General features: G+C 63.8%; 10 protein-coding genes. 5 read left to right on the top strand and 5 right to left on the bottom strand.

What is annotated here, in order from left to right:
• Window position 1: 1 nt before the first annotated feature.
• From BUE15_RS05930 to BUE15_RS05920, 3 genes are all read right to left on the bottom strand, one after another.
• Window positions 2-661 carry a DUF2461 domain-containing protein gene (locus BUE15_RS05930; RefSeq protein ID WP_073282099.1) on the bottom strand — a complete coding sequence of 220 codons (660 nt, stop codon included), beginning with the start codon at window positions 659-661 and terminating at the stop codon, window positions 2-4.
• Between the two features lie 69 nt (window positions 662-730).
• Complete coding sequence (locus tag BUE15_RS05925) at window positions 731-1165, bottom strand: DUF4174 domain-containing protein (protein WP_073282097.1); 435 nt, start codon at window positions 1163-1165, stop codon at window positions 731-733.
• A gap of 55 nt (window positions 1166-1220) precedes the next feature.
• Complete coding sequence (locus BUE15_RS05920; RefSeq protein ID WP_073282279.1) at window positions 1221-2207, bottom strand: alpha/beta hydrolase; 987 nt, start codon at window positions 2205-2207, stop codon at window positions 1221-1223.
• Between the two features lie 205 nt (window positions 2208-2412).
• Between BUE15_RS05920 and BUE15_RS05915 the strand changes: the two genes are divergently transcribed.
• From BUE15_RS05915 to BUE15_RS05900, 4 genes are all read left to right on the top strand, one after another.
• On the top strand, window positions 2413-3147 hold the full coding sequence (locus tag BUE15_RS05915) for a L,D-transpeptidase family protein (protein WP_073282095.1): 735 nt from the start codon (window positions 2413-2415) through the stop codon (window positions 3145-3147).
• Between the two features lie 70 nt (window positions 3148-3217).
• On the top strand, window positions 3218-3772 hold the full coding sequence (locus BUE15_RS05910; protein ID WP_073282093.1) for an NUDIX hydrolase: 555 nt from the start codon (window positions 3218-3220) through the stop codon (window positions 3770-3772).
• Window positions 3773-3973: 201 nt separating this feature from the next.
• Window positions 3974-7240 (top strand): M12 family metallo-peptidase, encoded by a 3267-nt coding sequence (locus tag BUE15_RS05905; RefSeq protein ID WP_073282091.1) that lies wholly within the window; start codon window positions 3974-3976, stop codon window positions 7238-7240.
• Between the two features lie 99 nt (window positions 7241-7339).
• A complete protein-coding gene (locus tag BUE15_RS05900; protein ID WP_073282089.1) occupies window positions 7340-8446 on the top strand; it encodes a TolB family protein in 1107 nt (368 codons plus the stop codon).
• Window positions 8447-8566: 120 nt separating this feature from the next.
• Here BUE15_RS05900 and BUE15_RS05895 read toward each other — a convergent pair whose 3' ends face one another.
• The gene (locus BUE15_RS05895) at window positions 8567-9964 is read right to left on the bottom strand and encodes a DUF5723 family protein (protein ID WP_139252150.1); all 1398 of its coding nucleotides are present in this window, start codon (window positions 9962-9964) and stop codon (window positions 8567-8569) included.
• Window positions 9965-10225: 261 nt separating this feature from the next.
• On the opposite strand from BUE15_RS05895, the gene meaB reads away from it, so the two are divergent.
• Entirely contained in the window at window positions 10226-11203 is a 978-nt protein-coding gene (meaB, locus tag BUE15_RS05890) for a methylmalonyl Co-A mutase-associated GTPase MeaB (protein ID WP_073282085.1), read from the top strand.
• Window positions 11204-11206: 3 nt separating this feature from the next.
• On the opposite strand, the gene BUE15_RS05885 is transcribed toward meaB, so the two are convergent.
• Window positions 11207-13840: a DUF5916 domain-containing protein gene (locus tag BUE15_RS05885; RefSeq protein WP_139252149.1), complete on the bottom strand. Its 2634-nt coding sequence runs from the start codon at window positions 13838-13840 to the stop codon at window positions 11207-11209.
• Between the last annotated feature and the right edge of the window lie 207 nt (window positions 13841-14047).

Below are 14047 nucleotides of genomic sequence, written 5' to 3'. Positions count from 1 at the left end.
GTTAGTCCACGGCTTCGCGCAAAAACTCGCAGAACGGCTGCAGCGCCCGGAACGCGGCCGGCACGTAGGTATCGAGGTCGAGCTGATGCACGGTAGCATCGGGCACGGCGTGGCTCACCACGAAGCTTTTGTGCTTGAGCAGCTCGATGTCCGGATGGTCGGCGGGGTAGCCGGCCGGGGCCTTTTTCAGGGTTTCGCCGGTAAGGCCCGCGTAGTACTGCCGGAACTCGGGCGCCTGCAGCACCGCATGCAGCGCCGGCCCGTTGTAGTCGATTTCCTGCCGGATGCGGGCCAGCTGCTCTTTCTCCGGCACATAGATGCCGCCGGCCAGCAGTGTCTGGCCGTGCGGGCCGAGCTGCACATAGTAGCCGGGCCCGGTCCCAGCCTTGCCCCCGGCCGAAAAATAGGCGCTGAAATGGGTTTTGTAGGGCCGCTTGTCGTGGGAGAAACGCACGTCGCGGTAGATGCGGAACAGGCTTTTCCTGGGGTTCAGGCCGGCCAGCGTGGGGTCGTTGGCGGCCATCTGCGGCAGCCAGCGCGCCACTGCCGCCTCAAATTCCTGGCGGAGCTGTTCGTAGGTGGGTTTATGGGCCTGAAACCAGTCCCGCTCGTTGTGCCGGGCCAGCTCTTCCAGAAATTCAAACAGCAAAATAGTATTCATGCAGTAGGCAAAGGTAAAGGCCGGAGCGCCTGGGCGGCGGCGAGTATAGCCGAAGTTCAGATGCTTCCGCTACGGCCGCTCCTGCATTTCCTGGCGGCGCATGGGCATAGTATCGATGGTAGAAAACAGAGTTGCGGGCGGCACCGGGCGGGTTTCGCGCCGCTTTACGCCGCCGTCCTTGCCAACCAGCACCACCGTAAAGCCGCTGCCAGCCACGCCCAGCTGCCGCGCCAGAACCTGCTGGTCGGGGGTGGAAAGCTGACTAAAAATCACCTCACGCACCACCAAATCCCGCGAATCGAGCCCGGCACGAACGGGCCCCAGAAGCTGCTGCTGACGGCGCAGGTCGGCATCGTTGGGGGAAGGCGCGCACAGCAGCAGCACCCGTTTCTGCCATTTGCTGGCTTTCAGCAACGCGGCCACCGACTGCCCGGCCGAGGACTGCTGAGCCCGCAAAGCACCTGGGGCCAGCAGTATGCTGACGATAAGAAAGGCAACGGACATCAGACGTAGAAGCATAGCAACAATTGGTAACAGGTACCCTTTAACGAGTTTCAAGCTAAATGGCTGAAGCCCCGGTATCCGCGGGCAGCACTTTCTCCAGCCACCCGAATACGGCCCGGTAGGCTTCAGCCCGCACTTCGGGCACCGACAGAAACAGGTCGTGGAGGCCCCCGGCTACGGCATGCGCCGTTACGTGGGGTCCCAGCCGCGGGGCCAGCTTCCGGATATGCGCCACATTCAGTACGATGTCGGAGCGCCGAAAGTCGTCGGACCAGGCGCGGCCCCAGGCCGTGCGGTCGGAGTGCAGCACCAGAATGGGCGCGGCAATCTGCAGGCCCCGGCGCACCTGCTGGTGTGCCTTGCGGATGGCGCGCAGCCAGCCGGCATTCACGGCAAATACACGGTTGGGCTTCCAGGCCAGGTCGTAGTCCCAGTGGCCCCGGTAGGCGCGGTGCAGGCTTTGGCCGTAGGTATCGGGCAGGCCGGCGGGTACCGGAATGTTGGGCCACACGGCGCCCAGCTTCGTGAGCAGCGGCACGGCCAGCTTTTTGAGGCGCGGCTGGTTCAGGTCCAGAAACGGACTGTTGAGCACCAGCGCGGCGAGGCCGGCCGCAGGGCGGCTATGGGCATACAGTGCCGCAATCAGCCCGCCCGTAGAGTGCCCGCTGAGCACCACTTCCCGGGCGCCTTCCTGCCGAATAACCGTTAGCGCGGCATCCAGGTCAGAGAAATATTCGGCCAGGTCCCGGACGTTGTTGGGCCGCTGGTGTGGCAGCAGAGCCCGGCCATATTTGCGCAAATCCAGCGCGTAGAAGCGGAAGCCGTGCGCGGCGTACTGCTCGGCCATTTCGCGCTGGAAGAAGTAGTCGTTGAAGCCATGCACGTACAGCACCGCCCGCGACGCGGCCGGCAGCGGCTGCTGGCGCACCAGCACGGCCCGCACGGGGCCTTCGTAGTCGGGAGGCTGGGGCAGGTGGCGCTGCTCGAAACCGGGACCCAGCGGGTCGGGGACGTACATATCGGGGGTAGAACGTGAATCCATGACGGCAATACGCAACCCGGCCGGCGGCAGGTGCCCGCTGCGGTTTTCGCAGGGCAATCTGACCCTGAAAACGGCTTGCAATAAAATTATCCGCTATATACTCCGGCTGCTATACTAGGCCGCACACAAGCCCCGTTTACTGCTAAAACGAGTCCCTAAGGCGGTTTTCAGCAACCAGCCCGGCCCTGCTACTCTCTCCCTTTCTATGCGCTTACTTGCTCTGCTGGCTGCCGCCCTGCTGCTGACGCTCTGTGTCCCGGCCTCTCCCCTGCTCACTCCCGATCCGGCTTTCCGGCAGCAGCAACAGCGGTTTCCGCGGGTGCGGGCCGCGTATGGGCTGCACCAGAGCAGTTTGCACACGCTGTTGCGCCGCAACGGCATCCGGCCCGAGCGGCTGGAACTGTTTGTGCGGGCTTTCAAGCTGGGCCGGCGCGTGGAAGTGTGGGGCCGCGAGCAGGAAAACGGCCAGTTTGTGTTGCTGCGCACCTATCGGCTGGCGGGCACCTCCGGCACGCTGGGCCCCAAGCGCCGCTCCGGCGACGGCCAGGTGCCGGAAGGATTCTACAGCATCAACCGTTTCAACCCCGACAGCGAATACCACCTTTCGCTGGGCCTCGACTACCCCACCGCCGCCGACCTGCAGCACACTGCACCCAACCCTGGCGGCGACATTTTCATCCACGGTTCCAACGTTACTATCGGGTGCCTGCCCATCACCGATGCCTGCATCCGGGAGCTGTACGTGCTGGCCGTGGAGGCCCGCGCGGCCGGCCAGGCCAGCATCCCGATGCATATTTTTCCGTTTGAGCTGACGGCTGAAAACCTGGCTCGCCGCGTCGGGAGCCCACACGCCACGTTCTGGCAGAGCCTCGTGGCCGGCTATCAGCATTTCGAAGACACCCACCAGCTGCCCGTTGCCCGGAAAGTGGTGAAGCTCTGAGGCCGGCGCGTTAGCCGGAACACTGCCCACCCCCGGGAATACCGGTTTGGCCTTCTGCGTACCTTGCGGCATGGCTGCTTCCCTCAACGATTTACCGATTCCGAAAAACCTGCGCGACTCCGCCGTACTGGTGCCCGTGTTCCGCGACGAGGCCGGTGAGTTGCAGCTCGTGATGGTGCGCCGCAGCAGCTTCGGTATTCACGGCGGGCAGCTGGCCTTTCCGGGTGGCAAGCACGAGCCCGACGATGCGTCGTTGCTGGCTACGGCGCTGCGCGAGGCGGAAGAGGAAGTAGGCCTGGCCGCCGCCAACGTAGAAGTTCTGGCGGAGCTACCTTCTCTGGCCGTCCCGACGGGCTTTCGGATTGCACCGTTTCTGGGCCGCATCCGGCGGCCGGAAGTGTGGCAGTGGCAGCAGCGGGAAGTAGAAGAAGTGCTGGAAATTCCGCTCCGTCACCTCGCCGACCCGTTGCAGCACACCGAGGAGGACTGGCAGCTGGCCGGCTGGCCCACGGCGCGGCGCGTGCCCTACTATCGGGTGGCGGGCGGCCACAGCTTGTGGGGCGCCAGTTACCGCATCATCCAGCCCATCATCGAGCCGCTGCTGCTGGGCAAGTGGGACGTGTAGCGGCAGCAGGCAGGCGCCCGGCAGCCGAACCGGTGCCCGGCGACACAGGATTCTGAAGCGGGCTGGTAACCGGGCCTCTATATATGGCTTAAACTATATTAATTGCATAATCCCAACAAAAGCACTGCATTCTACCCTACAAGCTGATCTGGGGTAAGATTATTCCTGCAACTTGGCTGCTCTCCACCATTCTTTTCTCTGATGAAGAAGGCGTCCGCAGCAGCTATTACCTTTCTCCTGATATGGCTTGCCGCGCTGGTGGGCTCCGCGCAGCCCGGAGCAGCTCAGCAGCCTTCGGCCCGGCGGGTAACGCTGGATGTAGACCAGATCCGGCGGCAGCTAACGGCTGACGCCGGCACTGCGGCACGCCCCGGCCCGCCGGCCCCGCACCGCATCAGCCTGCCTACGCTGCGGGGTTCCCGCGCCTTTGTGCTCACCGAAACGCACGTGCTGCCCGCCTCCGACGCGGCGGCCCGGCGGCGGCTCCGCACCTACGTAGGCTACGAGGAAAACGCCCCGCGCCACCGGGTGTCCGTGGTACTCACGCCCCGTAGCCTGACGGCCCAGCTGCTGGCCGGCGAACAATCGGCGAGCCTGCGGCCGGCCCCGGATGGTGCCGGCTACCTGCTGCAGCCTACACCACCGGCCGGCGGGCCCTGCGGCACGCTGAGCCCGGTCGGCGATGTGCTGCGCCCCGACAATTTCTCGACGATGCCGGCGCCGTTCAGCTTCGGGACGCAGCTACGGCGGCTGCGCTACGCCATTCTCGTGACGCAGGAATACTACGCCGCCAACGGCAACACCGACGCGGCCGTGGAGCTGGCCGTGGTGGCCGCCATGAACCAGATGTCGGGGCTGTATCTGCAGGAGCTGGCCGTGAGTTATGAGCTGGTGAAGCCCAACGGCGGCACCTACTATTTCTCGGCTATGACCACCGCCACCCTCCCCGGCAGTGCGGCCGCCGCGCCGGACCGGCTGCGGGAGCAGAATCTGGGCGAAGTCGGGGGCTTTATCAATGCGCGCTTCACGCCGAACAGCTTCGATTTGGGCCACTGCTTCCATAGAAACGGCGGGGGCGTGGCGTACGTGGGCATTATCTGCAACAGCACCTACAAGGCGCAGGCCTGGTCGGGGCTGGCCACCAGTGGTTTTCAGCAGGTGCTGGCCCACGAAATGGGACACCAGCACGGCGCGGCGCACACCTTCACGGGGCCCTGCGGCAGCCAGACGGCCGGCAGCAACCTGGAGCCTGGCGGCGGAGCCACCATCATGGCTTATACCGATGTGTGCGGCACCCAGACCCTGCAGGACGTGGTAGGCACTGAGGCCGACCATTTCAACGCCCGCTCGCTGGACCAGATGCGCAACAATCTGCGCACTGCCGCCTGCGCCGTTGTTGTAGCCAATTCCAACCAGGTCCCGACGGTGAGTGCCGGCGCCGACTATGTGATTCCGCGCAGCACGCCCTTCACGCTCACGGCTACCGGCTCCGACCCCGACGGCGAAACGCTGGCCTACACCTGGAATCAGTTCGACTACACGCCCAACACGCAGGCGCTGGGCACCATCCCGGGCATCAACGGGCTGGCAGCCATCAACGACCCCGAGGCGCCGCTGTTCCGGCCCCGGCCGCCCCGCACCACACCTTCCCGCACCTTCCCCGACCTGCGCTACGTGCTGGCTAACAGCAACCAGCCGGCCGACCGGATTGGGGAAGCCCTGCCCAACGTGGCCCGCGACCTGCACTTTGTAGTGACGGCCCGCGACCAGCGCGCCAGCGGCGGCACCTTCAGCACCGACAACGTAACGCTGACCGTAGCGCCCAACACCGGCCCGTTTGCCCTCACCACCCAAAACACCGCTTCCCTCTGGATTGGGGGGCAGCAGGCCACCGTTACGTGGTCGGTGAACGGTACTGACCAGGCTCCCATCGGGGTCAGTCAGGTGCGTATCAGCCTTTCCACGGATGGCGGGCAGACCTTTGGCACTGTGCTGGCGGCGGCCGCGCCTAATACGGGCACGGCTACCGTAGCCGTACCGAACCTAACGACCAGCCAGGCGCGGATTCGGGTGGAAGCTGTGGGCAACATCTTCTTCGACATCAATGATGCAGACTTCCCGATTGCGCCCTGCTCGCCGGTAGCGTCCCAAACCCTGCCGGCTACTGCCCTTACGGCCGCGGCCGGCAGCGCCACGCTCAACCTCGATCAGCAAGGCTACAGCCTGACCGAACTCACGGGGGCCAACCAGCTGGCCGGCTCCATCACCAGCACCGACCCGGCTAGCACGCTCACGGACTACAACGGCAGCAGCTGTGTACGCTACAGCAACGTTACTCACTACGACACGCATGTGTTCGTGCCGTCGGCTACGGCCTCGTACACCATCAACACGCCCACAGCTTTCGGCAATATGGTGCTGCGGGTATACGCCGGCACCGGCTTCGACCCGGCCAACCCGTGCGCAAATATCCTGGCCGACAACTTCGCTGGTTCTTTGGCCCGCAGCATTACCCTTCCGCTGACGGCGGGCCAGCCCTACACGCTGGTGGTGTCCAATTTCGGTGGGGCGCCCACGGGCGGCAACAACTACAGCATCAGTTTTGCCACCTCACCCGGCGGCGGCACGGCCTATGCGCCACTCCAAGGCCTCGGCTACGACTACCAGTATGTGGCGGTGAATACCGCAACCAACCTGGTAGCGCAGGTGGCCCCAACCGCTGACCTGCGCACCTTGCCCGCCGGCACCTATGATGTGTATGGGTTTCTGTTCCAGCGGGGCTACGCCGTGGGCGGCCTGCAAAACGGCACCCTAGGCAGCCTGCAGGCGGCCTTGGCCAGCATAGCACCCTGCGGACAGCTCAGCACCAACGCGAGGCGCGTCACCATCACCGGCTCACTGCCGCTTCCGGTGGTGCTTACCCGCTTCGCGGGCCGGACTGCCGGTACCACAAACGAGCTGCAGTGGCAAACGGCGTCGGAGCAGGGCGTGGCGTATTTTGAGGTGCAGCGCAGCACCGACGAGGAGAACTTCAGCAGCCTGGGCCGGGTAGCGGCCACCAACGGCACCGGTGCGCGCAGCTATGCTTTCACGGATGCGGCTCCGTCTGAAGGCGTAACTTACTACCGCCTGCTGATTCAGGATACCGACGGGACGACGGCCTATTCCGGTATAGCGGCGCTGCAACGCGGCGGATTGAGCCGGGCCGGGCTGCGGCTGGCGGCCTACCCCAATCCGGTGCCGGCAGGAGAAGCACTGCAACTGGAGGTGCAGGTGCCACAAGCCCAGTCTGCCGAGCTGCAGGTGGCTGATGCGCTGGGCCGAACGATGCTGCGCCGGACCGTGGCGCTGCCGGCCGGCACTTCGCGGCTGCCGCTGCCGGAGGCGCGCCAGTGGCACGGCCTCTACCTGCTGACGGTACAGAACGCGGCCGGGCAACGCCAGCAACAGAAAGTAGTACTGGAGTAGGCCACAACCGCCGGAACCGGGATTTTTCGCCCTATTCCGGCCGGAGTATCGTTTTGGCACGAAATTGCGTTCTGACCAGCGACGTACTTTCTGACAACTATGAAACGACTTCTGCTTCTGCCCTTCCTGCTGCTGTTGCTGCTGCCCGGTGCCGCACGTGCGCAGCGGGAGCAGTCTATCTGGTACTTCGGCCAGCAGGCCGGGCTCAGCTTTCCGGTGGGAGGCGGCGCCCCTACCCCGCTGCTCAACAACAAAATGACCACCTACGAAGGCTCAGCGGTGGCCACCAACGCCCAGGGCCAGCTGCTGTTCTACACCAACGGCGAGTACATTTTCAACCGCCAGCACACCGTGATGCCCAACGGCCGCCAGCTGATGGGCTCCAACTCCAGCACCCAAAGCGCCCTGATAGTGCCCGACCCCGGCTCCGGCAACGTGTTCTACGTGTTTACGGTGGCGGCCCAGGGCACCAGCAACGGCCTGCGCTACTCCGTGGTCGATATGACCCGTGACAATGGCCTCGGCGACGTGCCCCGCGCCAATATGCTGCTCATCTCGCCGGTAGCCGAGAAGCTGACTGCCGTGCGCCACCAGAACGGCCGCGACGTCTGGATTGTGGCGCACCGCTGGAACTCCAACGCCTTCGTGACTTTTCTGGTGACGCCAGAGGGCGTGGAAACCAAGCCGATACTGAGCATCGTGGGCAGCATGCACGCCGGCCCCGGCCGCAACGCCATTGGCGCCATGAAATTCTCACCCGATGGCCGCAAGCTGGCCGTGGCGCTGTGGCGGGAAGCCAACAAGTATGAGGTCTTCGACTTTGACCGGAACACCGGCACGGTCAGCAACCCCAAAACCTTCGCGCCCTACCCCGAAGCGTACGGCGTGGAGTTTTCGCCCGATGGCAGCAAGCTGTATGGCTCCAGCAACGGTGAGGGCGGCGGCCAGGCCCAGATTTTCCAGTTCGACCTCAAAACCGGCACCGCTACGGTGGTCGGGAAGTCGGCGAACCGCAAGGTAGGCTCGCTGCAGCGCGCCCCCGATGGCCGCATCTACGTGGCCCGCGAAGACAACCAGTTTCTGGGCGTCATTGAGAATCCGAACGCCGAAGGCACCGCCGCCAAATACACCGACGACGGCCTGAAGCTGGGCGGGCGCCGCAGCAAGCTCGGCCTCCCCAATTTCCTGACTGAGCCCGGGAAGTAATCGGTTAAATCCTCCCTGACCTGCTAGCTAAACTGCACCAAAAAGGCCTCCTGTGTTGCGCGCAATGCAGGAGGCCTTTTTGGTGTAGAAAAGTGAATTCAAAAGCCTGACTTCACCCCATTATCGTGCCGTCCCGAACTTGAAGCGGAGGGTACCCACGGCTACCGAAGCGTAGGGCTTGTTGTCGCTGAGCAGGCCGCGCAGGTCGCGGGTACCGATGCCCAGCTCGTAGATTTTGGTGGCAATGGCAAAGCCCACGGGCAGGCCCAGCCCATAGCCGGCGCCCGTGGTCAGGCCGGTGCTGAGCCGAATCCAGCTGACCGGCTTCACATCCAGCGCCACGCCGTAGAAAGCGTTGGGCAGGTTGCCGGCCACCTCGTTCAGCGGCATGGTCACGTCGGCGCCCACTTCCAGGCGGGTGCCTACCCGCAGGCCGGCCCCGAGCCGCAGCTTGGTGGGCAGGCTGGCGTTGCGCTCCTGCGCCGGGGTGTACTGAAACAGGCTGTCGGTGCCGGAGGCGAAGATATTTTCCAGCTCCGACAAAAACTCATAGCTGTTGGCGCCGCTGGAGCGCAGGCGCTTCAGGCGCTGGTCGTTGGCCGTGAGCAGGTTGCCTTCCCAGCGCATAGTGCCAATATCGGTGACCGATGCGCCCAGACGCAGCTTCTTGCCGACTTCGGCGGCCACGCCCAGGTCGTAGCCGTGGCCGCGGCCCACGGGCTGAATCAGCTTGTCGGCATCCTGCCGCAGGTTGAAGCTGGGGTTGCTGGCCACGCTGCCGTAGTCCACGTTAAACTGCGGCGACAGGGCGCTGTAGGCTTCGAGCTTGCCGCCACTGGCGCGCACATCTACCACCCCCACGCCCTGCACGTAGCGGTAGCCGGCCCCAACCGACAGCGAAAACGAGGGCAGGCGCAGCACCTGGCGGCCATAGGCAATATTGTACTCGTTGTAGGCCGCCAGCTGCACCGAAGTGCCGTCCAGCACCTCCGAAATAAGCGGGGCCGTGGCCGGGTTGAAGTTGGCCGGATAGATAGGCGCGTCTTTGCCCAGCCACAGCAGCTCGGCGGTGTTCTTGTTCAGGCCCAGGTGCGTGGTGACGCGCTGCCGGCTGCTGACCGCGAAGCTGCCTACCAGCGGCAGCACCACCGAAAACGCAATGGGCGTGGCGTCGGCATTCAGGTTGAGGACGTTGTCGGAAGTGAAGGCGCGGGCCATTTCCTGCTTCTGGGCCAGCGTCAGGGTTTCGTCGGAATTCTCGATGAACTTGCGCAGCTGGGTGCGCGTGAGCGACTGAGAGCCCACCCCCACCCCAAATTCGGCAATGGTGAAAGCCACCCGCGCATTGTCCTGCCGGCCCAGGTTGGCCGGATTGACGCCAATGGCCTGAAAATCGGTGACGAAGGTGGTAGCTACCCCACCGCGGGCCGCAGTGGAAAAGTTGCCGAGCTCATTCTGAGCCCGCAGGCTACTGGCCCCGAGAAGACAACCGGCTAACACCGGAGCAGCAATACGCAAAAACATGGGGGTATTTTTTCTGTTGAAAATCAGCAGTAAAGAGACTGAAAATGCCCCGGCACCACAATACCTACTTTCAGGTAGTGGCATAGCGCAGCTTTTATAGTAGAAAGGTACGATACCTATTCGGCAGCCGGGCCCTGGGCTGCCGGGCCCGCGCTGGCCGGGCCGCCGGTTGGGCCGATGCCATTTTAAGGCCTAGTTTGCAGCTTCATTCTTCTTTCCGGCCGCCTGCTTTTCGGCCGGCCCTGTTTCTATTGCATGGCTAAGCGTTTTTCCGTTTCCGAATACACCGACGGCATCCTGGGCGGCAACCGGGTGATGCTGAGCCGCGCCATTACGCTGGTAGAAAGCACGCTCCCTTCTGACCAGCAGCTGGCCCAGCAGGTGCTGGACGTGGTGCTGCCGCACGCGGGCCGCTCGGTGCGCGTGGGCATTACGGGCGTGCCGGGCGTGGGCAAAAGCACGTTTATTGAGGCGCTGGGCCTGCATCTGGTACAGGAGAAAGGCCACCGGCTGGCCGTGCTGGCCGTAGACCCCAGCTCGCAGCGCAGCGGTGGCAGCATCCTCGGCGACAAAACCCGCATGAATCTGCTGGCCGCGCACCCCGCGGCCTACATCCGGCCTTCGCCGGCGGGCCGCAGCCTGGGCGGTGTCACGCGCAGTACCCGCGAGGCGCTGGTGCTCTGCGAAGCGGCCGGCCACGACGTCATTTTTGTGGAAACGGTGGGCGTAGGCCAGAGCGAAACCGCCGTGCACGGCATGGTCGACTTTTTTCTGCTGCTGATGCTGGCCGGGGCCGGCGACGAGCTGCAGGGCATCAAGAAAGGCATCATGGAAATGGCCGACGCCATGACCATCACGAAGGCCGATTCCGGCAACGAGCAGGCCGCCCGCCGCGCCCGCGCCGAATATCAGAACGCGCTGCACCTGTTTCCGCTGGCTCCCAGCGGCTGGAGCCCCGTCGTCACGACGTCGTCGGCGGTGAGTGGGCAGGGCGTGCCGGAAGTGTGGGACGTGGTGCAGCGCTACGTGCAGCAGACCCGGGAAAGCGGCTACTTCCAGCGCCGCCGCCAGGAACAAAACTTGCACTGGCTGCACGAAACCATCCGGGAAGCCCTGGAAACGCGCTTTTATGCCCGCCCCGAAGTAGCGCGGCAGCTGGCGGGCATAGAGCAGCAAGTGATGAATGGCGGCAAGTCGGCGTTTGGGGCCGCCGAGGAGCTGCTGGGGTTGTAGCGGCTACGCCCGTTTCGGACGCAGGGCCAGGTAGTCGAGGTAGTAGAGGACTTTGACCGACACCGAGTTGTTGTGCGGCGTGTTGATGGTGTTGTTGAGGTTGTCGAAGTAGAGCGGGGTGGCTTCATTGGCCTGCAGGAAACTGGTACCGGCATTTTTCCAGACGATACTCACCTGCGAGCCGGGCGCAAACCACCACGAGTATACCGCGTCAATATTGAAGGCATTGTAGGTGTTGTTGCGGTTGCGGGCGTAGGCAATGGGCACTTCCTCGCCGCCGGGCCGCAGCTGCGTGAAATCCTGGTAGCGCACGTTGCTGGTGTAGTGGCGCGTGCGCACGGTCAGGGACATGCGGTTGTTGAAGGTGTAGGCCGCCGACAGCACGCTCGACACCGTCACGACCTGGCGGCGGCCCAGCAGCACATCCACGGGGTCCTGGCCGAGTGCCACGTCGCCGCCGAGCTGCCGGATAACCACCGAATCCAGCGGCTCTTCGGCATCGAGGCCGCCATTCACGTAGCCAATCTGGTTGCGGCTCAGGTTCCAGTCGAGGCTGTAGCGGAAGTTCAGCTTGTTGTTGACACGATAGCGCGGCGACACGCTCAGGCCGTAACCGGCCCGGCCGCTGCGCTGCCGCACGGGGTCCTGGGCATACACCCGCACACCGCCGTTCACGTCCCAGGCCAGCTTTTTGCGGTAGTCAGTGGAGAGGTAGCCGCCCACGTTGGTGCTGCCGGGCACCTGCACGTAGTACGTGCCCAACGGATACACCCGCGGCTCATAGAAGTCGTTTTTGGCCGGGTCGATGTTGACGTTGAAGCCCGCGCTGAGGAAGTTTTTGGTGAACGTGGTGTTCATGCCGGCCGAGATGTTCAGATCCTGGTAGCGGGTATGCTTATAGAGCAGCGTGTGCGTGATATTGCCCCAGGTGTACAGGTTGTTTACCTTCCAGAAGGGCTTGTATTTGTTGTAGTTGGCGTAGAAATTCTGGGAGATGTTGTTGTTGCCGAACAGAATACCCAGGTCGTTGGGGTTGTACGTATCCGACTCGATGCCCTGGTTGAAGCCCCAGGTGAAGGCCCCGCTGATTTTGCCCACGCCTACCTGGTATTTGTAGCCGTTCTGGTCGTCAATCTGCTTATCGGAGCCGAACACGTTGCCCCGGCGGCGCGAGTACACCAGGCGGCCATCCACGGCGTAGGAGTTCTTTTTGTTGGCAAACCGAAACAGCCCGCCCGTCACGTTGGCGTCGTAGGTCTGGCCAGAGCGCGTCACGTTGGTATTGATGAGCGACACGTAAGAGTTGTTCTTCAGGCTCTGGTCGAGCACCACAATGTTGTAGTTGCTGAAAGGCTGCGTCAGCAGCTCGCGCTCCTGCCCGGTCTCCTTGTTGCGGATGGTGGCGTACACGTCGTTGCTGAGCGCATTGAAGATACCCACGCCCAGCCCCTTACTCGTGCGCCCCGACACTTTGGTGGCATTGAGCAGCCGCGTTTCGGAGGGGTTACGCACGATTTTCTCGTCGTCGCTGACGTCCACATCATAGAAGCCGATGGGCGTGGCCCCCACCCGGCGCGAGTAGAACAGGTTGCCCTTGTTGAAGAGCTCGGTGCCTTCGGTGAAAAACTGGCGGTTTTCGTTGAACTGCACCTCAAACGGCGACAGGTTGAGCACCTGGTTATCGGACTGCACCTGCCCGAAATCGGGCACCAGCGTAGCATCGAGCGTGAAGCTTTCATTGATGCCCCACTTGATGTCAGCGCCGCCGTTGAAGCTGGTAGTGGTGCGGCGCGTGCCTTCCTCGTTCAGCGGGTTGTGGTTCACGTAGCTCGACACGTACGGCGTGAGCGAGAGGCGCAGCGGCGGCTTGATGTCGCGCACGCCCTGCAGCGTGCCCCACTGGTTCACGAAGCCGTCGATGGCGGGCTTCACCTCATTCCAGAAAAAGGCCTGGTTTTCCTTTTTGCGCTGCCGCATAAAGTTGAGGCCCCACTGCTGCTCGGGCTGGTTGCTGAAGCGAATGGCCGAGTACGGAATCCGCATTTCCGCAATCCAGTCGGTACCCTTGATGCTGGTGCGCGAGTCCCAGACGGCATTCCAGTTGAAGTCTTCGCCGCCGGCCGGCGAGTAGCGGCAGTCCATCTGCACGCCGCCCGTCGTCACGAAAAAGCCGTAGCCGTTGAGCTTGTCCTGGTACGTATCGAGGAAGATGCCGATGAAGTCGGTGTTGCCGAAATTGTCGCGCGGCGCCAGCTCCCGCAGAATAGAATCGGCGCTGACGTCGTGCATAATGGCCCCCACGTAGAGGTTGGCGTCATCGTAGAGGATGCGCACTTCGGTGGCGTGCTTCTCGGGCGGGCCGGGGTTGGGCCGGTTCTGAATGAAAGTGGTGGCAATGGGCGCCTGCTGCCATACGGCCTCATCCAGCACCCCATCCAGCTTGATACCACCCGTGATGCGCACGGCCTGCAGCTGTTTTTTGGGAGCCAGCGTAGTAGCGGCAGTAGCGCCGGGGGCAGCAGGAGCCGGCTGCTGGGCCCAGGCCGGGCCGGCCAGCAACCACAAGCCAGCCAGCAGCAAACAAACGGACAGACGGGGGTGCATCACGACAAAACGACGGGAGGAAAGGTGTGCCAAACGGGGAAGGTGGAGCAGGTAGGGACGCACGCCGGCCAGCGCCAAAACCGGACGCCGCAGACGTGAAAAGAGAGAAGCCAGCGGCCAGGATTCTGGCCGATTGCGCTAATAGATGCGGGGCGTGGGGAAACCGTTGCCTAACCTGAATATTTGTTTTCGATAAAATAAAACCGGCCGCCGTTGCAGCGGCGGCCGGCTGGTTTTCGG

It is taken from the genome of Hymenobacter psychrotolerans DSM 18569, from assembly GCF_900142395.1.
Lineage (GTDB): Bacteria > Bacteroidota > Bacteroidia > Cytophagales > Hymenobacteraceae > Hymenobacter > Hymenobacter psychrotolerans.
This window is presented reverse-complemented; position numbering and strand designations above follow the sequence as displayed.